Origin of the sequence: Streptacidiphilus sp. BW17 (genome assembly GCF_041262485.1) — a bacterium.
Classification (GTDB): domain Bacteria; phylum Actinomycetota; class Actinomycetes; order Streptomycetales; family Streptomycetaceae; genus Streptacidiphilus.
In genome coordinates, this window is the sequence record NZ_JBGCCR010000024.1 from 15645 (window position 1) to 38183 (window position 22539).

At 72.5% G+C, this 22539-nt stretch carries 19 protein-coding genes; 16 read left to right on the forward strand and 3 right to left on the reverse strand.

Translation table 11 applies throughout. From position 1 onward, the window contains the following. Positions 1-320 precede the first annotated feature (320 nt). On the forward strand, positions 321-1553 hold the full coding sequence (locus ABH940_RS25560; protein WP_370106260.1) for a hypothetical protein: 1233 nt from the start codon (positions 321-323) through the stop codon (positions 1551-1553). A 40-nt stretch (positions 1554-1593) separates the two neighbouring features. Here ABH940_RS25560 and ABH940_RS25565 read toward each other — a convergent pair whose 3' ends face one another. Both ABH940_RS25565 and ABH940_RS25570 read right to left on the reverse strand, forming a co-directional pair. After that, the gene (locus ABH940_RS25565) at positions 1594-2121 is read right to left on the reverse strand and encodes an NUDIX hydrolase (RefSeq protein ID WP_370072513.1); all 528 of its coding nucleotides are present in this window, start codon (positions 2119-2121) and stop codon (positions 1594-1596) included. Positions 2122-2141: 20 nt separating this feature from the next. Next, positions 2142-3209: an acetamidase/formamidase family protein gene (locus ABH940_RS25570; protein ID WP_370072512.1), complete on the reverse strand. Its 1068-nt coding sequence runs from the start codon at positions 3207-3209 to the stop codon at positions 2142-2144. Positions 3210-3349: 140 nt separating this feature from the next. On the opposite strand from ABH940_RS25570, the gene ABH940_RS25575 reads away from it, so the two are divergent. The 15 genes from ABH940_RS25575 (at position 3350) to ABH940_RS25645 (ending at position 21585) form a co-directional block, all read left to right on the forward strand. Beyond that, a complete protein-coding gene (locus ABH940_RS25575; RefSeq protein ID WP_370072511.1) occupies positions 3350-3787 on the forward strand; it encodes an SRPBCC family protein in 438 nt (145 codons plus the stop codon). Positions 3788-3982: 195 nt separating this feature from the next. Further along, the gene (locus ABH940_RS25580; protein ID WP_370106261.1) at positions 3983-6388 is read left to right on the forward strand and encodes an MFS transporter; all 2406 of its coding nucleotides are present in this window, start codon (positions 3983-3985) and stop codon (positions 6386-6388) included. Positions 6389-6808: 420 nt separating this feature from the next. Beyond that, the gene (locus ABH940_RS25585; RefSeq protein ID WP_370072509.1) at positions 6809-7999 is read left to right on the forward strand and encodes a glycosyltransferase; all 1191 of its coding nucleotides are present in this window, start codon (positions 6809-6811) and stop codon (positions 7997-7999) included. Between the two features lie 153 nt (positions 8000-8152). Continuing rightward, positions 8153-9652: a sugar transferase gene (locus ABH940_RS25590; protein WP_370072508.1), complete on the forward strand. Its 1500-nt coding sequence runs from the start codon at positions 8153-8155 to the stop codon at positions 9650-9652. Positions 9653-9762: 110 nt separating this feature from the next. Continuing rightward, entirely contained in the window at positions 9763-11076 is a 1314-nt protein-coding gene (locus tag ABH940_RS25595; RefSeq protein WP_370072507.1) for an O-antigen ligase family protein, read from the forward strand. After that, on the forward strand, positions 11073-12875 hold the full coding sequence (gene murJ / locus ABH940_RS25600) for a murein biosynthesis integral membrane protein MurJ (protein WP_370072506.1): 1803 nt from the start codon (positions 11073-11075) through the stop codon (positions 12873-12875). The genes ABH940_RS25595 and murJ overlap by 4 nt, the downstream gene beginning before the upstream one ends. Then, positions 12865-13689 carry a polysaccharide deacetylase family protein gene (locus ABH940_RS25605; protein WP_370106262.1) on the forward strand — a complete coding sequence of 275 codons (825 nt, stop codon included), beginning with the start codon at positions 12865-12867 and terminating at the stop codon, positions 13687-13689. The genes murJ and ABH940_RS25605 overlap by 11 nt, the downstream gene beginning before the upstream one ends. Positions 13690-13691: 2 nt before the next feature. After that, positions 13692-15092 (forward strand): glycosyltransferase, encoded by a 1401-nt coding sequence (locus ABH940_RS25610; protein ID WP_370072528.1) that lies wholly within the window; start codon positions 13692-13694, stop codon positions 15090-15092. Continuing rightward, positions 15085-15786 carry a lipopolysaccharide biosynthesis protein gene (locus tag ABH940_RS25615; protein ID WP_370106263.1) on the forward strand — a complete coding sequence of 234 codons (702 nt, stop codon included), beginning with the start codon at positions 15085-15087 and terminating at the stop codon, positions 15784-15786. The genes ABH940_RS25610 and ABH940_RS25615 overlap by 8 nt, the downstream gene beginning before the upstream one ends. Continuing rightward, entirely contained in the window at positions 15783-16961 is a 1179-nt protein-coding gene (locus ABH940_RS25620; protein ID WP_370106264.1) for a GNAT family N-acetyltransferase, read from the forward strand. Before ABH940_RS25615 ends, ABH940_RS25620 begins: the two co-directional genes overlap by 4 nt. A 189-nt stretch (positions 16962-17150) precedes the next feature. After that, positions 17151-17483, forward strand: coding sequence for a YnfA family protein (locus tag ABH940_RS25625; RefSeq protein ID WP_370072502.1), 333 nt, complete (start codon positions 17151-17153; stop codon positions 17481-17483). Between the two features lie 36 nt (positions 17484-17519). Then, positions 17520-18383 carry a hypothetical protein gene (locus ABH940_RS25630; RefSeq protein ID WP_370106265.1) on the forward strand — a complete coding sequence of 288 codons (864 nt, stop codon included), beginning with the start codon at positions 17520-17522 and terminating at the stop codon, positions 18381-18383. A gap of 93 nt (positions 18384-18476) precedes the next feature. Next, a complete protein-coding gene (locus ABH940_RS25635; protein ID WP_370072500.1) occupies positions 18477-20075 on the forward strand; it encodes an ABC-F family ATP-binding cassette domain-containing protein in 1599 nt (532 codons plus the stop codon). A gap of 349 nt (positions 20076-20424) precedes the next feature. Further along, the gene (locus tag ABH940_RS25640) at positions 20425-20652 is read left to right on the forward strand and encodes a helix-turn-helix domain-containing protein (protein ID WP_370072499.1); all 228 of its coding nucleotides are present in this window, start codon (positions 20425-20427) and stop codon (positions 20650-20652) included. A gap of 147 nt (positions 20653-20799) precedes the next feature. Then, on the forward strand, positions 20800-21585 hold the full coding sequence (locus tag ABH940_RS25645; protein ID WP_370072498.1) for an enoyl-CoA hydratase/isomerase family protein: 786 nt from the start codon (positions 20800-20802) through the stop codon (positions 21583-21585). 187 nt (positions 21586-21772) lie between these two features. Here the strand turns inward: ABH940_RS25645 and ABH940_RS25650 are convergent, their stop codons facing one another. After that, positions 21773-22534 carry an SDR family oxidoreductase gene (locus tag ABH940_RS25650; RefSeq protein ID WP_370072497.1) on the reverse strand — a complete coding sequence of 254 codons (762 nt, stop codon included), beginning with the start codon at positions 22532-22534 and terminating at the stop codon, positions 21773-21775. Positions 22535-22539 lie beyond the last annotated feature (5 nt).

The following is a 22539-nucleotide window of genomic DNA, read 5'->3' on the forward strand; positions in this document are numbered from 1 at the left end:
GACTCCTGGGAAGCAGGGAGTACGCCGCAGTCGTTCCGCTCCGACGCGGCGGCTGAAGAAAGTGAAGACGTTGAAGAACACCCACGGCGCGACTGAAGGACCGTGGTCAAGAACATCGTGAGGCGTCTACGCCGAGGGCGCAGGCTCAGCGTGCTGTGACACCCGAACGCTCCGTCGCGGCGGCTCCCAACGCCGACGGAGGTGGTGCAGCCACGATACCCCGGTTACCCCGCGGTAGGAAGAGTGGGCGCTGAACGGAGGTGATGACCTCGACGGGGATTCGGTACTGTCCGGGCCGACTAGATGACAAGGGGGGTTTGATGACCGAGACACCGCCACCGGTCCCACCTGTTCCACCTGTTCCACCCGTTCCGCCCGCGCCCGCGGCACCTGAGGTGCCGGCCGCGTCCGGGATGCCGGAGGCGCCGCCCGAGCCCGTCGTGGCGCAGCCGGTGCAACAACCGTGGCCGCAGCCGCAGCTACAGCCGGTGCAGGGCCAGACCCACGGCCCGTTGATCTACCCGTGGGCAGTCGGGTACCAGCCGGAGCCGGTCTCCGGTTGGGACGGGAAGGCGATCGCCTCCTTCGTCCTCGGAGTGCTCGGTGTGTTCCCGCTCAGCATGATCTTCGGAATCCTCGCCCTGGTCGGCGTCGGCCGCACCCGGCGGCGGGGCAAGGGGCTGGCGATCGCGGGCGTGATCCTGTCGAGCCTGCAGACCGTGGCCGTCGGGATCGTGGTCCTGCTGGTCCTCCTGTACCAGTCGGCGCCGGTCCGGTACCCCAGCTCCTCGGGCGCGGCCGCACCGGCCGCCGGCGTCCCGGTCGACCAACTCCCGCTCGGCACGTGCTTCGACGTGCCCAACGGCATCGACGGATCGACGTACCTGGTGAACCCCGTGCCCTGCAGTGGGCAGCACGACCGGCAGCTCTTCGCGCGGGACGTCATGAGCGGCCCGTATCCCGGGCTGGACGCGGACAAGCTGCAGAGCACGCTGGACTGTGACCGGCTCGCGTACGCCGATCTGGTCGACCCGATGGGCCTGGCGGCCCAGAGCGCGGTCATCTGGTCCTACTACCCCGACGAGTCCCAGTGGACGGGCGTGCCCGAGATCTGGTGCACCATTGCCGGGTACGGCGGAAGCGGTCCGCTCACCGGTGACTTGGAGCCGCTGAAGTCCCACTTCACCGCACCGCAGCTCGCCTTCCTGGATCTGGTCCGCCCGACCGCCGTGCTCCGCGCCGAGGTGAACGACATCTCTTCTCTCGACTGGGCTCAGGGGCGTGCCGTCGCCGCCCAACTGGCCGCCGCGGACCGGGCCGAGTCGCAGCAGGTCACCGGTCCGAGCGCCACGCAGACCGTCTTCACCGGACAGTTCCGGCAGCAGGCGGCCCTCGAACTGGCCCAGGACGACAGGGTCGAGGCATCCGACGCCCAGGTCCTGGCTCGCGCCGCCTCTGAGCAGGACTGGACGGCGGCGATGAAGCTGCTGCAGGACGACGGGGTTCCGAGCGACCTGCTGACCCTTCGCGTCAACCTCGGCCTGGGCGACTAGGACCTCGCCGTGCGCCTCTTCGGCCGGGTCGAGGCCGTCGTCACCGAGTAGCCGCCCAGGCCTGGAGGCGGTGCCAGGCCTCCAGACCGTCCGGGACGACGTCCCAGCCGGGCAGTGTGGCGGCGAGCTGATCCGGTGTCAGGAAGGCGTGCCAGGCGACCTCCTCGACCTGCGGGGCGACCTCGACCGGGGTGCGGGCGCGGTAGACGGCGGAGAACCAGCTGTGGTCCGGGCTCTCGTAGAGGAAGGTGAAGAGGTGCTCCGGCCGGATGCCGGTGACCCCGAGCTCCTCCTCGGCCTCGCGCTTCGCCGCCGCGTCGTAGGACTCGCCCGCGTCCACCACGCCGCCCACGAAGACGTCGTACATCGACGGGAAGACGATCTTCTGCGGCGTGCGCCGGTGCACGAAGATCCGGCCGTCGTCGTCCGTGGCGAGGATGAAGACGCAGCGGTGGCGCAGCCTGCGGTCCATCACCTCGCGGCGGGTGGCCTGACCGACGACGTTGTCCTCGGCGTCCACGACGTCGAGGATCTCGTCCTCGTTGAGAGGGGCCTGGTTCTCGGTCATGCCAGGGATCATGCCAGGCGTCATGCCGGCAGGGCCCCGCCGATCTCGCGCGCGACCTCGCGCAGATGCGTGTGCAGACCGCGGTACGGCGACTCGGCCGCGCCCGGCAGCCACTCCTTCCTGACCTTCGCCACGGCGGTGTAGTTGGTGTCGCAGACGTTGGCCAGCGGCGACTCCACCGCCTGGCTGAGGAACTGGTACGCGTCCATCGACGAGAAGCCGTAGTCCCGTACCAGCCACTGCACCAGGTCGAGTTGGGCGATCCGGAAGGCGTCCTCCAGCGGGCGGGCCGAGCCGGTGGAGATCAGGTGGGTGTCGGATTCGATGCGCGGCCAGGGCGTCGCCACACCCTTCAACAGTTCGACGAGCACGACCGTGTTCATCGCGCACTCGACCGCCACGCCGCAGGTCTCGCCCTCGCCCTGGCGGGCATGGCCGTCGCCCAGGCTCAGCAGCGCGCCGTCGACGTTGACGCCGAGATAGCAGGTGACGCCCGCACGCATCTCCGGAGTGTCGAGGTTGCCGCCGTGGGCGTCGGGCACGAGGGCCGAGCGGACCTCCAGGTTGGCGGGGGCCACACCGACGGTGCCGTGCATGGGATCCATCGGCAGGTCGAGGACCAGGTCGCTGTCGTGCGCGGTGAACCGGCAGAGGCGGGCGGCACGGTCCAGCTCCCAGATCCAGACCCGCTCCGGCAGCGGGTCCTGGAGCGTGGCGGTGGCGTGGGTGGAGGTCAGCGCTCCGAAGAGCGGGACCGTGGTGGACGCCGCCCAGTCGCGGGACGGCTCGACGGAGACGAAGTGCACCGCGACCGTGTCGCCGGGTTCCGCGCCCTCGACCCAGAACGGCCCGGTCTGCGGGTTGAGGAAGGGGAACTCGCACACCTCCGACACCAGCGTCCGCTCGGAGGTCACCCGTCCGGCGAAGCAGTCCTCGGTCGTCAGGTCCAGCACCGTCCCGGGCGCGATCCGCGCCACCGGCGCGGCGCCGCCGAAGGTCCACGCGTACTCGTCGGGTTTGGGACGCACCGTCAGGATCCGGCGCTCGCGCGATCCGTCGGTGGTCCATTTCGTCGCTCCATCGGTCATGTCGCCAAGATGGCAGTGCCGCGCGCCCGGCCACCAGAGGGCGGAGGCGATCGGTCGATGTGGTTGGCTTGGCGCGCAGCATTCCTGCATCGGTTCCCCCGCAATCCCAAGCACCAGTACACCCCCGTCAGGAGCACGTCATGGGTCAGGTCTACGCCGTCACCGAGCGCGTGGTGGACGCGTCGCCCGAGCAGGTCTTCGACGCCGTCGCCGACTACGAGAAGGTCCGGCCCACCCTGCTGCCGCAGCAGTACAGCGAGTACCAGGTCCGCGAGGGCGGCCGTGGCGCGGGCACGGTCGTGCACTGGAAGCTCCAGGCGACCGAGAAGCGCGTGCGCGACTGCCTCTTCACCGTCACCGAGCCGTCCTCCGGCCGCCTGGTGGAGACGGACGCCAACTCCTCCATGGTCATCACCTGGACGGTCACCCCGGCGGGCGAGGGCAAGTCGAAGGTCGTCATCGAGACCACCTGGCAGGGCGCGGGCGGCATCGGCGGCTTCTTCGAGCGCACCTTCGCGCCCAAGGGTCTGAACCGGATCCACGACGAGGTCCTGAACCGTCTCGCCGCGGCCGTCTGAGGCCCTGTCCCACCGTTCTGCACGGCTCTGCGAGCGCGCTCCAAGCTGCTCGCCCCTGAGGGTGAATCTGACGCCTGATCGGTGAGCGGACATGTCGACTTGGCGTCACATCCGTGCAGGTGACGCCGGACCGGCGCGGTTGATGTGATGATCGTGCCGGTCCGGTCAATCGGTGCAAGCTGCAAGGATTCCGGCATGTCCGTGATCGAAGCAGCACCCGAACGGGCCGAAACCGCACCCGAATTCGTGTCTGTCGAGCGGGTGTCGGGCGGACCGGCGCCGGTCCCCGCGGTGCGGGTCCGGCTGGTCTTCGTCGGGCTGATGCTGGCCCTGCTGCTGGCCGCGCTCGACCAGACCATCGTCGCCACCGCGCTGCCGCGGATCGTCGGCGACCTCCACGGACTGAGCAGGATGTCCTGGGTGGTCACCGCCTATCTGCTGGCGTCCACGGTCGGCCTGCCGGTCTACGGCAGGCTCGGCGACCTCATCGGCCGCAAGCCGGTCTTCCAGTTCGCCATCGTGGTCTTCCTGGTCGGCTCCGCGCTGTCCGGCTCCGCGCACAGCATGACCGACCTGATCGTCTCCCGCACGGTCCAGGGCATCGGCGGCGGCGGGCTGATGATCGGCGTCCAGGCGATCATCGCCGACGTCGTCAGCCCGCGTGAGCGGGGCCGCTACATGGGCCTGATCGGCGCGGTCTTCGGGCTCTCCTCGGTCGCCGGTCCGCTGCTCGGCGGCTGGTTCACCGACGGGCCCGGCTGGCGCTGGTGCTTCTGGGTCAACCTCCCGTTGGGAGCGCTGGCGCTGCTGGTGGTCACCCTGGTGCTGCCGCGCGCCCTCGGACAGAGCACATCAGGTGGCCGGTACCGCGAACTCGACTGGCTCGGGGCGCTGTTGCTCGCCGCCGTCGGCACCTGCCTGGTGCTGGCGACCAGTTGGGGCGGCAGCACCTACGCCTGGGGTTCGCCGACGATCCTGGGGCTGATCGGCGGCTCGGCGCTGGGCCTGGTGCTGTTCGCGCCCGTCGAACTGTGGGTGGAGCGACGCGGCGGTGCGCCCGTCATTCCGCTGCGGCTGTTCCAGGACAACGTCTTCACCGTCTCCGGCCTGATCAGCGTGGTCGTCGGCGTCGCGCTCTTCGGCGCGGCCAGCTACCTGCCCAGCTTCCTGCAGATGGTGGACGACGCCAGCGCCACCGACTCGGGGCTGAAGATGCTGCCGATGATGGGCGGCATCGTGGTGGCGTCGATCGCCTCCGGCCAGCTGATCAGCCGGTACGGGCGCTACAAGATCTACCCGCTGGCCGGCGGCGCGCTCTCCACGGTCGGCATGGTGCTGCTCGGCCGGCTCAGCGCCCACAGCTCCTTCGCGGTGCAGAGCCTGGCCATGGCCGTGCTGGGGCTCGGCGTCGGCCTGGTGCTGGCGGTGCTGGTCCTCGCGGTGCAGAACTCGGTCGAGCCGAGGGACATCGGCGCGGCCACCTCGGCCAACAACTACCTGCGGCAGATCGGCGGTTCGATCGGCGCGGCGGTCTTCGGCACGATCTTCGCGTCCCGCTTCGACCACCAGTTGGCGCAGCGCGGCCTGCCGCGCAACGACTCGATCACCCCGGCCCTCGTCCACGCCCTGCCCGCGCCGCTGCGCAGCGGCTACGTGGACGCCTTCGCGGCGGCGATGCCGCGCGTCTTCCTCTACCTGGCGCCGGTGCTGGCGCTGGGCTTCGTCCTGGCCTTCCTGCTGAAGGAGAAACCCTTGGTCACCCACGCCGCACCGGAGGATTTCGGCTCGGAGAGCTTCACGCCCGAGTCCGTTCCGCAGCAGTCGGCTTCGATGCCGTTGACGGGCACCCCCGTCACCGGCTCGGTGCTGCAGCCCGACCGGGTCGGGGTCGCGCGTGCCGTGCTGACGCTGGTGGACATGGACGGGCGGCAGATCGCCCGCACCAGCAGCGGCGGCGACGGCCGCTGGGTGCTGGCCGCTCCGCGCAACGGCAACTACGTGCTGATCGCCGCGGCCCCCGGCCACCAGCCGCAGGCGGTGACGGTGAGCGTCGGCGGCCGACCGGTGGAGGTCGACGTCGTCCTCGGCGGCACGGGACGCCTGAGCGGCGCGATCCGCAGCGCGGAGGGGGCGCCCGTCGCGGAGGCGTCGGTCACGCTGACCGACCCGCACGGCGAGGTCGTCGCCAGCGCGCACGCCGACGCGGACGGCGCGTACGCGTTCCGGGACCTGGTCTCGGGCGTCTACACACTGACCGTCAGCGCGCGGGCCTACCGCCCTGCCGCGCTCGCCGTCGACGTCGCGCCGAGCGGCGAGACCCGGCAGGACGTCACCCTCGCGGGCAGCGGGACGCTGCGCGGCACCGTCCGCACGTCGCTCGGCCGCGCGGTGGCCGACGCCCGCGTCACGCTGATGGACGCCTCCGGCGCGGTGGTCGCTGCCGCGACGACGGGCGAGGACGGATTGTTCCGTTTCACGGACCTGGAACCGGGCGAGTACACCGTGATCGCGGCGGGCTACCCGCCGGTCGCCACGGCGCTCCGCTTGGAGGACGGCCACACGGAACGCGACCTGCACCTCTCCCACCGCCTGGACGACTAGCGGGCAAGTCGGGGACAAGGGGACGTTGCACTACCAGGGGCGCGGGGAACTACGCGACAAGCCACCCACGCAGGTGGAACCCCGAACGCGCAGGGCCATCCGCACCGGGTGGATTCTCGCGCAGTTCCCCGCGCCCCTGGGTGTTGCAACTACCTGCGGCAGCGAAAGCAGTGGCTTGTCGCGCCCACGCGGCGGAGCCGCAGATCAGCACAGCCCCGGGCCCCTGGTAGTGCAACGGACCCGGTCGGCGTAACGGTCCGTGAAGATCCTGTGACGGTCCCCGGCGGTCCAACGCCGTCGGAGTCACCGAAGTGACGCCTGCTCACCCAAGCAGGTACAAGAATCCTCCGTCCGGGTGAGCGTCGGAGAAAACCTCCTGTCCACCGGCATATGTTGCGCGACGTGCCCAGTTGTGAACCCTTGACGATCCTTCATGTATCGCAGCCCGTCGACGGCGGCGTCGCCCAGGTCGTGGCCGACCTGGTGCGGGGTCAGGTCGCCGACGGGCACGACGTGGTGGTGACGTGCCCGTGTCCGGAGGGTGGTCGGCTCGGGCGGGAGGCCGTGGCGGCCGGCGCGCGGCTCGTGCCGTGGAGCGCCGAGCGCGGTCCGGGGCCGGGGCTGCCGCAGGAGATCGCCGCGCTGCGCAAGGTCGTTGGCGAGGCGCGGCCGGACCTGGTCCATCTGCACAGCTCCAAGGCCGGCCTCGCCGGCCGACTGGCGATCCGTGGGCGGATCGCCACCGTGTTCCAGCCGCACGCCTGGTCGTTCGAGGCGGTGTCGGGGCCCACGGCCCGCATGACCGAGCGGTGGGAGCGCTGGGCGACGCGCTGGAGCGACCGGCTGGTCTGCGTCAGCGCCGAGGAGCGGGCCCGCGGCCAGGCCGTGGGGCTCGGCGGACGGTGGGCGCTGGTGCCCAACGGCATCGACCTGGAGCGGTACGACCCCAAGGGCCTGCCCTCCCGGCAGCGCGCCCGTCGGGCGCTGGGGCTGACCCAGCACGCGCCGCTGGCGGTGTGCGTCGGGCGGCTCTGCCGGCAGAAGGGGCAGGACCTGCTGCTCCGGGCCTGGGGCGAGGTGCTGGCCGAGCTGCCGCACGCGCGGCTCGCGCTGGTCGGGGACGGGCCGGACCGGGGCGCGCTGGAGGACTGCGCGGCGACGCTTCCGGTGCCGGAGAGTGTCGTCTTCGCGGGTCGGGTGGACGATCCGCGCCCCTGGTACATGGCGGGTGACGTGATGGTGCTGCCCTCGCGGTGGGAGGGCATGGCGCTGGCTCCGCTGGAGGCGATGGCCTGTGGCCGCCCGGTGGTGCTCTCGGATGTGGCGGGCGCACGCGAATGTCTGGGCGAACAGCAATTCCCTGTTCCCGTCGGCGACACCCGAACGCTCGCCACGTCGCTCACCCGGCTGCTCTCCGACCAGTCGCTCTGCGCGGAGCTCGGGCGTCGGTCCCGCGTGCGGACGGCGGAGCGTCATGATCTGCGTGCCACACGGATGTTGATGGCGCAGACGTACGACGCCGTGCTCCAGTCGCGTCGCGTTCCGGCGCCCGCCGGTCCGGTCGGGACGGCCGCGACAGCCGTCGGTCGACGGATCGGAAAGTCTGACTAATCGTCAACGGTGTGAAGACCGCCCGCCGCTGTGAGTATTCCAGCAGAAATTCTGTAATGTCCTATTTGCCTGCTTCATTCCTTTCTCCGTGAGACGGCATGGGTGCCGCTCGCGGCGGCAGGTGCTACCTCCGTCAGGGGAGTACGTGCGCGGATGACCACCATCGACAACGAGGAACTGCCTGCGGGCATGGGGGCTGTCGGCCTGGCCCCCGCCCGTCGGCAGGGTCCGGGAGTCTCCTCCGCGGCGAGCTCCCCGGCCGTCCGGGGTGGAACCGGCATCCCCGCCGCGTTGCTCGCCGTCGACGTCGTGGCTGCTCTGGGGGCGCTGGCGCTGGTGCTGCCGGGCGACGCGGCCGCCACTCTGCGGGCCGCCTGCGGGCTGCTTCCGGTGCTCGTGCTGATGTACTCCTCCGGTGGGCAGTACCGGCTCCGGCTGGCCCCCTCGGTACTGGACGAACTGCCCGGCCTGGCCGGGCGGGCGGCCATCGCCCTCTCGTTCGCGTTGACCCTCGAACGCTGTCTGCAGACCTACCTGCTGCCGTTCGCGCTGCCGACCTCCATCCCGGCCGACGCCCGGGTGCTGGGCGCGCTGCTGCTGTGCCACCTGGTGCTCGACTCGGTCGGCCGCGCCCTCGTCTACCGCGCCGTGCGCACGCATCGCCGTCGCTCCCCCCGACCGACGCTGATCGCGGGCGCGGGGCACGTCGGCCAGCGGATCGCGGGGGCGCTGCTGGAGCACCCCGAGTACGGGCTGCGTCCGGTCGGCTTCATCGACCCGGACCCGATCTTCCTGCCCGCCGACTCCACCATGCCGGTCCTGGGCGGCCCGGACGCACTGGTGCGCGAGCTGCCCCTGCGCGGCATCCGCGACGTGATCCTCACCAGCGGCGGCATGGACGACGAGCGGTCCGCGCAGATGCTGCGGACCAGCACCGACTTCGGCTGCGACGTCTGGTTCGTGCCGGGCTTCCCCGACTACGGGGCGTTCGAGCACGGCGGACGGCGCACGGCCGTCGGGGACCACCTCTGGGGGTTCCCTTGCCTGCGGCTCGGCAGCAGCCCGATGCACCGGCCCAGTTGGGCGCTGAAGCGCGCCGCCGACCTCTGCTTCGCGGGCGTCGGGCTGCTGTTGTCCTCCCTGGTCCTGCTGGCCTGCGCGATCGCCGTGCGGGCCGAGGGCGGACCGGGAGTGATCTTCCGTCAGGAACGCGTCGGCCTGGACGGGCGGACCTTCACCCTGTTCAAGTTCCGCACCCTGCGGCCGGTGGACGAGCACGAGTCCTCGACGCGCTGGAACATCGCCCACGACGACCGGCTCGGCCCCGTCGGGCGGTTCCTCCGCCGCACCTCGCTCGACGAACTGCCGCAGCTGTGGAACGTGGTGCGCGGCGAGATGAGTCTGGTCGGCCCGCGTCCCGAGCGCCCCTACTTCGTCATGCGGTTCGCCCAGGCCTACCCGCGCTACCGCGAGCGGCACCGCGTCCCCGTCGGGCTGACCGGGTTCGCCCAGGTCAACGGGCTGCGCGGGGACACCTCCATCGAGGACCGGACCCGGTTCGACAACTACTACATCGACAGCTGGAGCCTGTGGCAGGACGTCAAGATCCTGCTCCGCACGGTGCTCGCGGTGCTGCGGACGGACGGGAGCTGAGAGTGCACCTGGCTGAGAGGGTGCAGGGTCTCACGGTGCGGGGCTTCGGTTTGTGCGGGAGTACCTTCCGGGGGTTCACCCTGCGGGGACTCGCCCTACGGTGGGGCGCCGTGCGGCCGGCCCACCTGGTCGCCCTGACCGTGGTCCTGGTCTGCGTACCGCCGGGCAACCAGGACGTGACCGCACAGGTCCACGTGACCCCGGCGGACGTCGGCTCGCTCGCGCTGGTCGCGATCACGCTGCCGTGGGCGCTGTGGCGGCGCACCCGGTTCATGCCGCTCCGGGCCGCCGTGTTGAGCGCGGCGACGCTGGTCGGCGTCGGGGTGGCGACGGCCGCCTCGCAGGACCCGCACACCAGCCTCTCCGGCTTCGTCCGGTTCGTCCAGATCTTCGTGGTGGTGCCCGCGGCCGTGCTCTACGCCGTCCGCGACCGGCGCGACCTGCGGCTGGTCTTCGGCGCGTTCGCGGCGGCGGCGCTGCTGGAGGGCGCGCTCGGCGTCTCGCAGTACCTGACCGGCACCGGCGCCTCCTACGCGGGCGGCGACCAGCGGGCGGTCGGCACCTTCGGGGCGCAGGACGTGATGGCGATGTCCGTGGTGGTCAGCTTCGGGCTGCTCGCCGCGCTCGGGCTGGCCCTGGAGGCCCGTCGGGAGCAGCGGACCGTGCCGATGCGCTGGTGGTCGCTGACCGCACTGGCGTTGAGCGTTCCGCTGGCACTGTCGTTCAGCCGTGGCAGCTGGATCGCCACCGGCGTGGCGGTGACCGTGGTGCTGCTGCTCACCGACGTCCGGCTGCTGCTGCGCTGCGTGGTCGTGGCGACGGCGGCGGGCGTGGTGCTGCTCGGCGGGCTGGCCGCGGGCGGTGTGGTGAAGATGGGGGGACCGGACGGCGGCCAGGCCTCGGTGACGGCCCGTCTGGCCAGCATCGGCTCGGTCACCGGGGCCGCCGACCACTCGGTGACCGACCGCTACGACCTGTGGACCACCGCCGAACGCATCTGGCGGGCGCACCCGGTCACCGGCGTCGGGCCGAAGGAGTTCCCCGCCTTCCGCGACGCCTCCGCGCCGCTGCGGCTCTCGTCCGGCTCCGACACCGGCGGCGCGGGCGCGGCGTACTCGCGCGAACCGCTGCTGTCGCCGCACAACATGTACCTGCTGGTGCTGAGCGAGCAGGGCCTTCTCGGGCTGACCTGCTTCGGCGCGCTGCTGCTCGGAACCGCCCTCGGCTGCTGGCGCAATCCGGCCGTGCTCGGGCTGCTGGTCTGGCAGCTGGTCGACTTCCTCTACGCCGACATCGGCGGCACCACCACCGTGCTGATCTCCGTGCTGCTGGGCCTCTGCGCCGGGGTGGGCACACGGCCCGGACCGCTGGCGATCCCGTCGCCGCGCTCCGCCCTGACCCGAAGGGAGGCGTCGGCCCGATGACCACGGCTACCGAAGCCCCGCCGCCCGCACCGGCACCCGACGCACCGGCTCCCGCGCCGACACGCTCCTTCGTCGCCAGGGCGTTCGGCGTCACCGCGCTGTTCAGCGCGCTCGGCTCGATCCTGGGGCTGCTGCGCGACCTGTTGCTGGCCCGCTTCTACGGCGCGGGCTCTGCCACGGACGCCTTCCTGGTCGCCTGGACCGTGCCGGAGACGGCCGCGCCGCTGCTGATCGAGGACGGGATGGCGTTCCTGACCGTCCCCGCCTTCAGCGCCGCGCTGGCCGCCCGCGGGAAGCAGGGTGAGCAGGCGGTGTCCGGGGAGGCCGCCGCCGAAGCCCAGGAGGTCGACCAGGTCCGGGCGTTGGTCGCGGCGACGCTGCCGCCGCTGGCGCTCGCGCTGGCGCTGCTCTCCGCGGTGACCGCGATCGGCGCGCCGGTGCTGGTGCGCCTGCTCGCGCCCGGGCTGGCCGATCCGCAGCTCGCCGTCGTCTGCACCCGGCTGACCGCCGTCACCGTGCTGCCGTTCGGCCTCACCGGCTACCTCAGCGCCGGACTCCGCTCGCACCACCGCTTCACCGGGCCCGGCGCGGTCTACATCGCGTACAACTCCGGGATCCTCGGCGTGATGCTGCTGCTCCACGGCAGCCTCGGAGTTCGCGCCGCGGCGGGCGGCGTGGCGCTCGGCAGCCTGCTGATGACGGCGGTGCTGCTGCCGCCGTTCGCCCGGCACGTCAGCCGGTTGACGTGGCGTCGGCCGCGCGGAGCGGGCGCGGCCGGGGCGGCGACGTCCGGCGGGCCGGTGCTCAGCCCGATGGCGCTGCTGCCGATCGTGCTGTTCACGCTGACCCGGCAGTCGCAGATCTTCGTCGAGCGGTTCATCGGCTCCACGCTGCCGCCGGGCACCATCTCGGAGCTCAACTACGCCGAGAAGGTCGCCCAGAACGTCATGATCATCGGGATCCTGGTCTGCACGGTCACCTTCCCGATGATCGCCAGGGCGCTGGCCGAGGGCGACGTCCAGCGCGCGCGCCAGCGCGTCGAGGCCGACCTGTCCGTGGTCGGCGCGGTGGTGCTGGCCGGGACGGTGGTGTTGGTGGCCTGCGCGCCGCAGGTGGTCGGTGTGCTGTTCGAGCGCGGCGCGTTCACCGCACAGGACGCCGCGGCGACGGCGTCGCTGATGCGCGTCTACAGCCTCGGACTGCTGGCGCAGGGCCTGGTCGGCGCGCTGATCCGACCGTTTCTCGCCGCTCGTCCGGCCGTCGGCTTCGGCCCGGGCGTCGCGGTCGACGGGACGCAGCGGCACACCGCACGGCCGTTGGACCGCACCGACTGGTACCCGATCGCCGCGATGGCCCTCGGGCTGCTGGTCAACATCGTGGTCGCCGTCGGGGCAACCCCCTTCGTCGGCGCCCTCGGCCTGGCCGCGGGCAACGCCGCCGGGATCAGCCTCACTGCCGTGCTGCTGCTGCACGCGCTGCGCACGCGCGGCATTCCGGTGCGGACGCACACCGTTCTGGGCGGCCAGCTGCGGCTCGTCCTGGCCGCCGCCGGGGCCACCGTCCCGGCTTGGCTGGCCGCCAACATCCCCGGCGTGGACGCGTTCGGGAACCTGCCGCCGCTGCTGCTCGGAGCGGTCACGGGCTTGCTTTTCTTCCTCGCTCTGGCGGGGGCGCTGCGCGCTCCCGGCGTGAGCGACGTGCTGGCCGGACTGCGCGGACGGCTGGCCTCGCGGCCGACCGTCGTGCGCCCGCGCGGCGCAGAGATCGAACATGCGACGGGAGAGTCTGATGGTTGCTGAACCGCTGCAGGACGAACGGCCGTTGGCGCAGCAGAGGGGGAACGTGGTCCAGGCTGAGCGCACCGAGGATGTCGAGGGCACCGAAGGCGTCGAGCGCGCGGAGGGTTTCGCCGGCAGGCCGCCGTGGACGCTGATGTACCACTCGGTCGACTCGGACGAGCAGGACCCGTACCTGCTGACCGTCTCCCCGGAACGATTCGCCCGGCAGATGGACTGGCTGCACCGGCGCAAGCTGCGCGGCGTCGCGATGAGCGAGCTGCTCCGCGCCCACGCCGACGGCGCCGCCGCCGGGTTGGTCGGACTGACCTTCGACGACGGCTACGCGGACTTCCCGCGCGAGGTGGTGCCGGTACTGCGCCGCCACGGCTTCACCGCGACCGCCTACGTCGTCGCCGGACGGATGGGCGGCCACAACGCCTGGGACGCGGACGCCCCGCGCAAGCCGCTGGTGACGATCGCGCAGGTCCGGGCCATGGCCTCGGCCGGGGTGGAGATCGGCTCGCACTCGCTCAGCCACCGCCGGATGAAGGGCCTGCCCGCCGAGGAGCTGGCCCTGGAGACCCGCCGCAGCAAGGAACTGCTGGAGTCGGTGGTGGAGGCCCCGGTCGCCGGTTTCTGCTACCCGTACGGTCTGTTCGACGACGCAGCGATCGGCGCGGTCCGCGAGGCCGGGTACGGCTACGGCGTCGGCATCGGCCACCACGCCGGGACCAGCCGCTGGGCGCTGCCGCGCTGCTACGTCGGCCAGCGGGACGGCGGTCTGCGCCTGCGTGCCAAGCGCGTACGCCACGCGGTGCGGGGTATCGGATGGTGACGATGCGTCAGGCCGGTGCGGATCAGCCCGGCCCCGAGCGGGTCCGTGCCGAGCGCCCGCTCCGGGTGCTCCATGTGATCACCGGCCTGCGGGCAGGCGGCGCCGAGCAGCAACTGCGGCTGCTGCTGCGGCACCTGCCCACCGCCGGGCCGGGCGCGGTCCACTGCGAGGTGGTCCAGCTCTGCGCATCGGGACCGGACCCCGGCACGGTCGCCGTCGGCCTGCGCGCCGACGGGATCACCGTCCACGAGCTCGGGATGCGCGGCAACCGCGACCTGGCCGCGCTGCCGCGCCTGGTCCGGCTGATCCGCGACGGCCGCTACGACGTGGTGCACTGCCACCTCTACCGGGCCTGTCTCTACGGCCGGTTGGCCGCCCGGCTGGCCGGGGTCAGGGCCGTCGTCGCCACCGAGCACTCGCTCCAGCCCGGCGTGCTGGAGGGACGGCGCACCGGCTTCGGCGTGCGGCGGCTCTACCTGGCCGCTGAGCGGCTGGGAACCACCACCATCGCCGTCTCCGAGGCGGTCGCCGAGCAGCTCCGCGCCTGGGGCGTCAGGCCGGGCCGGATCCGGATCGTCCCCAACGGGATCGAGCCGGACGCCTACCACCTCCCCGCCGCGTGCCCCGCGGTGCCCCGAGCCGCGCCCCCGGCTGCGTCCCGAGCCGCGTCCCCCGACACGTCCCGTGCCGCATGCCGTGCCGCGCTCGGGCTGCCCGAGGAGGCGTACGTCGTCGGCGGCGTGGGCCGGTTGGTGCCGGGTAAGCGCTTCGACGTCCTTCTCGACGCGATGCCGCTGCTGCCGGACGCCGTCCGGCTGCTGCTGGTCGGCGCGGGCCCCGCACGGGCGGAGCTGCTCGACCTGGCCCGAGCGCGCGGCGTCGCCGACCGGGTGGTCCTCACCGGCGAACGCGACGACGTGCCCGCGCTGTTGGGCGCGATGGACGTGCTGGCCGCGCCGTCCGAGGGGGAGACCTTCGGGCTGGCGCTGGTCGAGGCGCTGGCCGCCGGGCTGCCCGTGCTCTGGTCCTCCGGCCCGGCCCTTACGGAGCTGCCGGTCATGGACCAACGCGCCCTGGACCGCCAGGGATCGGCCCGCACCCAGCCGACGCCCGAGGCGTATGCGGCGGCCGTGGAGCGACTGCGCCTGCGCGGCACGGAACCCGGACAGGGGAGCTCGGACCGACCGGACCCGCCCCGCGCGGTCGTCACCCGCTACGACATCGCCCGGCTGGCCCCGCGCGTCGCCGCCGTCTACGCCGAGGCACTCGGCGAACCCGGCCGCCCGTCGTCGGACCCTCACCCCGTCCCTCACCCCCTCCCGCATCCCGACCCGGACTCCGCCGCACACCCCGCCGCACCGCAAGACCGCGAAGCCTCACCCAAGGAGATGACCCGTGCCTGAGAGCGAGAAGCAGACAGCCAAGGCGCACCCCGTGCTGCGCGCCGCGCTGCGCAGGTGGTGGCCCCTGCTGGTGGCCGTCCCCGCCGGAGCGGTCGCGGGCGGCGGCTACGCCCTGGTGGCCACCCCGCAGTACCAGGCGAACGCCTACGTCATGGCGGTCGCCGACCCCGGCACGGACAGCTCGACGGCGGTGAACTTCGCCCAGGCCTACGGCCGCGTCGTGGGCCAGCCGGAGATCCTCGCCCCGGCCGCCGCCACGACCGGCGCGACGGTCCGTCAACTGACCACCCAGATCCAGGCGCAGACCTCCCCGGACGCGCCGGTGATCGAGATCACCGGCTCCGCGGCGAGCGCCCACCAGGCGGCTCGCGAGGCCAACGCGGTCGCCCGCTCCATGGTCGACTTCGGCGACACCACGGCCAAGCAGACCCACATCCGGTTGATGACCTTCGCCACAGCCGCCGAGCCCGCCACCCCGTCCTCACCCTCGCGCAGCCTGGACGTCGCGGTGGGCGGCGCGGCGGGTGCGCTGCTCGGCAGCCTCGCCCTGCTGGCCCGCACCGGCGGCACCGGCCGTCGCCCGGAGGACCTGCCCGGGACGGCGGACGCGGTGACCGGGAGCGTGGAGCCCACGGAGTCCGACGCCGCGCCGGTGCCCGAGCAACAGCGGGAGTCGGCCGGGGCCGGGGCATGACCACGCTCGCCCCCGAGTCGGCGGCCTCGGGGCCCGCTCCGCTGCTGGAGACCGTCGTGCTGCGCGACGAGCGCGCGCTGGACGCCCTGGCGGCGGAGTGGGACGAGCTGCAGGACCGCAGTCCCGGTGCCACGCCGTTCCAGAGCCACGCCTGGCTCTCCTCGTGGTGGCACAGCTACGGACGCCCGGGACGGCTCCGGCTGGTGACGGTCCGTCGGCACGACAGGCTGATCGCCGTGGCCCCGCTCCACCGCGACGGCGCGGCGCTGCGTCCGCTCGGCGGGGAGATCACCGACTTCCACGACGTGCTGCTCGACGGCGAGCATCTGGACGAGGCCGCCGGCGCGCTCGCCGCCGCGCTGGCGGCGGAGCTGCGTGGCCCCTGGGCCCGCCTCGACCTCGGTGAGGTACGGGCCGACGCGGCGCTCCACCACCTCGCCCCGCACTGGCCGCGCACGCTGCGCCGCCTGCCCGGCTCCCTGGTCCAGCACCTGCCCGGCGTCCCGATGGAGGAACTGCTGACCCGCCTGCCGGGCCGCACGGCCCAGCGCACCAAGGTCAAGCTGCGCAAGCTGGCCGCCGCGGGGATCGAGGTCCGCACCGTCCTGCCGGGGGAGGCCCCCGAGGCGGTCGACCGCATGCTCGCCCTGCACGCGCTCCAGTGGCGCGACCGCGGGGCGACCCCCGAGCACATGCGGGACCGGTTCGCCACACACCTGCGCGCGGCGGCGACCAGCATGGCCGCCACAGACCGGGCGACCCTCCGCGAGTACCGCCTGGACGGCCGCCTGATCGCCTGCGACCTACAGCTCCAGGGCCCGACCCTGACGGCGCTCTACGTCTACGGCGTCCACCCGGAGGCCCGCGAGCGCGTCGACATCGCCGGCATGCTGTTCGGCGAGGCCCTCGCCCACACCGTCGCCGCCGGCCGCGCCGAACTCAGCCTGCTTCGCGGCAACGAGCCCTACAAACAACGCTGGCGCCCCGACCCTGCCCACAACGAACGCGTCCTCCTGGGCTCTCGCCCGGCCGTCGCCGCCGTCGCAATGGCGGCGTGCGCGAGCGGGCGCGTGAAGGGCTTTGCGCGCGAGCGCATGCCGTGGCTGGCGAGCGTCCGGTCGTGGCGGCGAGTGCTGGCACATCGCCTCTCCGGCGGGACGCAGAGCGACAGTTAGCGACTTCTGAGGCAATTTGGGGAAGTCGCGCCTCAGGGGCGCGGGGCTCTCCCTGACCGTGCAACGTCCTACGGGAGCGAAGTACCGCCTGGCCGCGCCCACGCGGCGGCGCCGCAGATCGGTGGAGCGCCGCGCCACTGACGTTTAGCCCGTCCCCACCTGCATCGACGATCTCTTAGTCTCATTCCCATGGCCGTCACCCGTTCCCTCCTGCTTTTCGTCCTCGCCGCCTTCGCAGAGATCGGCGGCTGCTGGCTGATCTGGCAGGCCGTGCGCGAGCACCGCAGTTGGCTGCTCGCCGTCGGCGGTGTGCTCGCGCTCGGCGCGTACGGGTTCGTCGCCGCCGCGCAGCCGGACGGCTCGTTCGGGCGGGTGCTGGCCGCCTACGGCGGGGTCTTCGTCGCGGGCTCGCTCGCCTGGGGCGTCCTGGTGGACGGCTTCCGGCCGTCCCCCTGGGACATCGTCGGGGCCTGCGTATGCCTGGTCGGCGCGGGGTTGATCATCTATCAGCCGCGCGCCTGACGTTCTGGCCGGGGTCGCGCCCTTACCGTGACGTCCATGCGCTCGCCGACCCTCCGACCGCGGCTTCTGCTCCTCTCGCTGGTGGCCCTGCTGCTCGGCGGGCTGGTCGCCCTCGGCGCGACCGCACGCTCCCTGCGGCCCGCGCCGTTCGGGGACGCCGTCGCCGACTCGTCCGACCCGCACGCGCGCGGGATCGCCGCCGACGCCCTGCGGGTGACCGCAGGAGGCGCCGTGCAGGCCTACGACCGGCGTACCGGCGTCGCCGCGTGGAGCTACCGCAGGCCGGGACGCACCCCGATCCGACTGGTCCCGCTGACCGGAAGCGCCCGTGGGGACGGAAGCGACGGCACGGGGACCAGCGTGGCCGTCTGGGACGACGGGATGCTCACCGGCCTGCAGCCCGGCGCCGCCGCCGTGCGCTGGCACCGCTTCGTACCCGGGATCACGCCCACCGGCCCGCTGCTGGTCGTGCCGCTCGGCAGCGAGCCGGGCGACGGCGCCGACGCGGGCGGGAGGCCGCTGCCTCCGCCGACGGTGCCCACCGGAGCGTCGTTCCTGGTGCTGACCTCCGAGCTGGTGATGACCTACAACACCGGCGACGGGACGATCCGCACCTCGACCCTGCCGCCCCAGGGCTGCCGCTACCGGCTGACCGGAGCGGCAGCGCCCGCTCAGGTGGGGGACTGGCTGGTGGTGCGCCGGGACTGCGCGGGCGGCGGGGTCTCGCTGGAGGGCTACGACCTCGACGGACGGCTCTGGGGACGCCCCTACGACGCGGTCTCGATGAGCGGTGTCGGCGGCACGGCCCTCCAGGTCACGGCGCTGCCCTGGCTGCGGTCCTTCGCCGTGGACCCCGTCACCGGCCGAGCGGCTCGGGAATGCATTTGCGCGGCCCGTTAGAATTGCTTGAAATCTGCAGCATGGGTCCGTCCGGACGGTCCCGCAGCCAGTTACCGTCCCGCACCCCGGGCCCAGCTACGGAGCCGCTTCGCCATGATCGCCGCCAACGACGTCGAACTGCGCGCGGGCGCGCGCATCCTGATCGAGTCGGCGACGTTCCGCGTCGCGGCCGGTGACCGGATCGGGCTGGTGGGCCGCAACGGTGCGGGCAAGACCACGCTGACCAAGGTCCTCGCGGGTGAAGGCCAGGCCGCGGGCGGCACGGTCACCCGCAGCGGCGAGGTCGGCTACCTTCCGCAGGACCCGCGCACCGGCGACCTCGACGTCCTCGCCCGCGACCGCGTGCTCTCCGCCCGCGGCCTCGACGAGGTCCTGCGCAAGATGCGCATCAACGAGGACAAGATGGCCAACGGCAAGGGCGCGACCCGCGATCAGGCCATGAAGAAGTACTCGCGGCTGGAGACCGAGTTCCTCACCAAGGGCGGCTACGCCGCCGAGGCCGAAGCCGCCACCATCGCCGCCAGCCTGGGCCTTCCGGACCGGATCCTCGGCCAGCCCCTGCACACCCTCTCCGGCGGTCAGCGCCGCCGCGTCGAGCTGGCCCGGATCCTCTTCTCGGACTCCGACATCCTGCTGCTGGACGAGCCGACCAACCACCTGGACGCCGACTCGATCCTCTGGCTGCGCGACTACCTGAAGACCTACAAGGGCGGCTTCATCGTCATCTCCCACGACGTGAACCTGGTCGACGAGGTCGTCAACAAGGTCTTCTACCTGGACGCCAACCGCACCTGCATCGACGTCTACAACATGGGCTGGAAGCTCTACCTCCAGCAGCGCGAGGCCGACGAGAAGCGCCGCAAGCGCGAGCGTGCCAACGCGGAGAAGAAGGCCGCGCAGCTCAACTCGCAGGCCGACAAGATGCGCGCCAAGGCCACCAAGACCGTCGCCGCCCAGAACATGGCCCGCCGCGCCGAGCGACTGCTCTCCGGGCTGGAGGCGGTGCGCCAGAACGACCGCGTCGCCAGGCTGCGCTTCCCGGAGCCGGCCCCCTGCGGCAAGACGCCGCTGACGGCCGAGGGGCTGTCCAAGTCCTACGGCTCGCTGGAGATCTTCACCGACGTCGACCTGGCCATCGACAAGGGCTCGCGCGTCGTCGTGCTCGGCCTCAACGGCGCGGGCAAGACCACGCTGCTGCGGATGCTGGCGGGCGTGGAGCAGCCCGACACCGGCTCGGTCGTCCCCGGCCACGGCCTGAAGATCGGCTACTACGCCCAGGAGCACGAGACCCTGGACCCGGACCGGACGATCCTGGAGAACATGCGCTCGGCCGCGCCCGACATGGACCTGGTCGAGGTCCGCAAGATCCTCGGCTCGTTCCTCTTCACCGGCGACGACGTGGAGAAGCCCGCGGGAGTCCTCTCCGGCGGCGAGAAGACCCGGCTGGCGCTGGCCACCCTGGTCGTCTCCAGCGCCAACGTGCTGCTGCTCGACGAGCCCACCAACAACCTCGACCCGGCCAGCCGCGAGGAGATCCTCGGCGCGCTCCACTCCTTCGCCGGTGCGGTGGTCCTGGTGACCCACGACGAGGGCGCCGTCCAGGCGCTCGAGCCGGAGCGCATCATCATGCTTCCGGACGGTGTGGAGGACCTGTGGAACGAGGGATACGCCGATCTCGTGTCCCTCGCGTGAATTATCAGTAGCAAAACCCTGTATCGGAACTGTTCGACTAGTCGGGGGATCATGCATCTGGACCAGAAGAGTTCATATCGCCTTCTGGCCCTTCCCTCTCCCGGGTCTGCTGGGATTCCTGAGAATCCGGATTCCGGTGCACTGCTCAATTACCGCTGCTGATCAGCATTTTCGCGGAATCGGGTGAGTCGGATCGGGGGCGTGCAGCCCAGTACTGCACGCTCCCCGAGTGCGCGCCAGCACCACTTCGGTGGGGGAATCCCCGTATCGACCTTGTCGAATGGGTGGCCATCGGGCCCCCCATGGGTGATCATGGGATTCCGACAGAGACTGCTACGAGGAGGCACGGGTGGCCGAGACTCTGAAAAAGGGCAGCCGGGTGACTGGTGCCGCGCGGGAGAAGCTCGCGACCGAGCTCAAGAAGAAGTACGACTCCGGTGCGAGTATCCGCGCGCTGGCGGAGGAGACGGGTCGTTCGTACGGCTTCGTCCACCGCATGCTCAGCGAGTCCGGGGTTTCCCTGCGTGGCCGTGGCGGTGCCACGCGCGGTAAGGCCAAGGCCGCGGCGACTTCCTGACGCTCCGCCCCATCTGCACTTCGACGAAACGGCGGTCCGGGTATCCTCCCCCCGGCCGTCGTTCGTCACGTCACGGGACGCTGGCAGTGCGGTACGCCAGAGGTTACTCTTCGGTAGCAATGCTTCTGCTACTGCCGGAGGGACCCTGTGAGCGATCAAGCAGCCGAGTGGGCGGAGGCGGGCGTCCGCCTGGAGCTGGCGGGTGAGCTCGCCACGGTCACGCTGTGCCGCGCCGAGCGCCGCAACGCGCAGTCGCCCGCGATGTGGCGTGCGCTCGCCGCGATCGGCCGGGAGCTGCCCGGCACCATCCGCGTGGCGCTGCTGCGCGCCGAGGGCGTCTCCTTCTCCGCCGGGCTCAACCGGCAGGCCTTCACCCCCGAGGGCATCCCCGGCGAGCGGTCCTTCATCGACCTGGCCAAGAGCGAGGACGCGGACGAGGTCATCGCCGAGTACCAGGAGGGCTTCCTCTGGTGGCGCCGCCCCGACCTGGTCAGCATCGCCGCCGTCCAGGGCCACGCCGTCGGCGCGGGCTTCCAGCTGGCGCTCGCCTGTGACCTCCGCGTGGTCGCGGAGGACGTCCAGTTCGCGATGAAGGAGACCGCCCTCGGCCTGGTCCCCGACCTCACCGGCACCAAGCCGCTGGTCGACCTGGTCGGCCCGGCCCGCGCCCTGGAGATCTGCGGGACCGGCCGCTGGGTCGGCGCGGAGGAGGCGGCCCGCACCGGGCTCGCGAACCTCGTCGTCCCGGCCGAGGAGCTGGACGCCGCCGCGTCGGAGCTGGCCGCTGCGCTGTTGGCCGCGCCGCGCTCCGCGCTGATCGAGACCAAGGCGCTGCTGCAGGGCGTGGGCGGGCGCTCGCTCGACGAGCAGCGCGCGGCTGAGCGGGCGGCCCAGCTCCGTCGCCTGCGCGACCTGGCAGGCGTGGGGGAGTAACTCTTTGCGGGTGATGTAGTTGCAACTACTCAAGGGGCGCGGGGCTCTGCGCGAGTAACCACCCTGTGCGGATGGTCCTGCGCGTTGAGGACCATCCGCATGCCGGTGGTTTCTCGCGCACGCAGTTGATCAAGCAGAGCACCGCGCCCCTGAGGTCACTGCATGGTCCCCGCCGACCTCAAAGTGCTCAAATGCCGTGCAGCGCGCCGCCGTCCACCGGAATCATCACTCCCGTCAGGTACGACGCCGCAGGCGACAGCGCGAACGCCGCGACCTTGCCGAACTCCTCCGGGCGGCCGTAGCGCCTGAGCGGGATGCCCGCCTCCGCCGCGCTCCGGGCCGCCGCCGGATCAGCCGCCAGGCTGTCGAGGTGGGTCACCCGTTCCGTCTCGATCCGAGCGGGGAGCAGCCCGAAGACCCGGATACCCTCCGGGCCGAGCTCGGTGGCGAGCGTCTTCGCTGCCATCGCCAGACCGGGCCGGAGGCCGTTGGAGACGGCCAGGCCGGGGATCGGTTCGCGGACCGACGCGGAGAGGACGAAGCCGATCGCGCCGCCCTCGCCCAGGACGTCCGCCGCCGCGCGGGCGATCCGGAGCGCGCCGAGGAAGACCGACTCGAACGCGTCCCGCCACGCCGACTCCGGCGTGGCCAGCGCGGAGCCCGCAGCCGGGCCGCCGACGCTGATCAGGACGCCGTCGAGGCGGCCGAAGCGCTCCAGCGCCGCGCCGATCAGGCGGGTCGCGGTGTCCGGGTCGCCGTTGTCGGCGACGACGCCCTCGGCGACCTCCGGTCCTCCCAGCGCCTCGACCGCGTCCGCGAGCGACTCCTTGGTGCGGCCGGTGACGACGACCTTCGCGCCGTCGGCGACCAGCTCCCGTGCCGTCGCGAAGCCCAGTCCGCGCGTCGCCGCGGTCACCAGGTAGACGCGACCACCGAGTCCGAGATCCATCTCCG

Bases quoted from the DNA above. Each gene is read 5' to 3' on its own strand.
- ABH940_RS25635 (WP_370072500.1), top strand. From the start codon at position 18,477: ATGATCGCCGCCAACGACGTCGAACTGCGCGCGGGCGCGCGCATCCTG.
- ABH940_RS25650 (WP_370072497.1), bottom strand. From the start codon at position 22,534: ATGGATCTCGGACTCGGTGGTCGCGTCTACCTGGTGACCGCGGCGACG.
- ABH940_RS25590 (WP_370072508.1), top strand. From the start codon at position 8,153: ATGACCACCATCGACAACGAGGAACTGCCTGCGGGCATGGGGGCTGTC.
- ABH940_RS25625 (WP_370072502.1), top strand. From the start codon at position 17,151: ATGGCCGTCACCCGTTCCCTCCTGCTTTTCGTCCTCGCCGCCTTCGCA.
- ABH940_RS25610 (WP_370072528.1), top strand. From the start codon at position 13,692: ATGCGTCAGGCCGGTGCGGATCAGCCCGGCCCCGAGCGGGTCCGTGCC.
- ABH940_RS25605 (WP_370106262.1), top strand. From the start codon at position 12,865: ATGGTTGCTGAACCGCTGCAGGACGAACGGCCGTTGGCGCAGCAGAGG.
- murJ (WP_370072506.1), top strand. From the start codon at position 11,073: ATGACCACGGCTACCGAAGCCCCGCCGCCCGCACCGGCACCCGACGCA.
- ABH940_RS25630 (WP_370106265.1), top strand. From the start codon at position 17,520: ATGCGCTCGCCGACCCTCCGACCGCGGCTTCTGCTCCTCTCGCTGGTG.
- ABH940_RS25580 (WP_370106261.1), top strand. From the start codon at position 3,983: ATGTCCGTGATCGAAGCAGCACCCGAACGGGCCGAAACCGCACCCGAA.
- ABH940_RS25565 (WP_370072513.1), bottom strand. From the start codon at position 2,121: ATGACCGAGAACCAGGCCCCTCTCAACGAGGACGAGATCCTCGACGTC.
- ABH940_RS25570 (WP_370072512.1), bottom strand. From the start codon at position 3,209: ATGACCGATGGAGCGACGAAATGGACCACCGACGGATCGCGCGAGCGC.
- ABH940_RS25560 (WP_370106260.1), top strand. From the start codon at position 321: ATGACCGAGACACCGCCACCGGTCCCACCTGTTCCACCTGTTCCACCC.
- ABH940_RS25620 (WP_370106264.1), top strand. From the start codon at position 15,783: ATGACCACGCTCGCCCCCGAGTCGGCGGCCTCGGGGCCCGCTCCGCTG.
- ABH940_RS25575 (WP_370072511.1), top strand. From the start codon at position 3,350: ATGGGTCAGGTCTACGCCGTCACCGAGCGCGTGGTGGACGCGTCGCCC.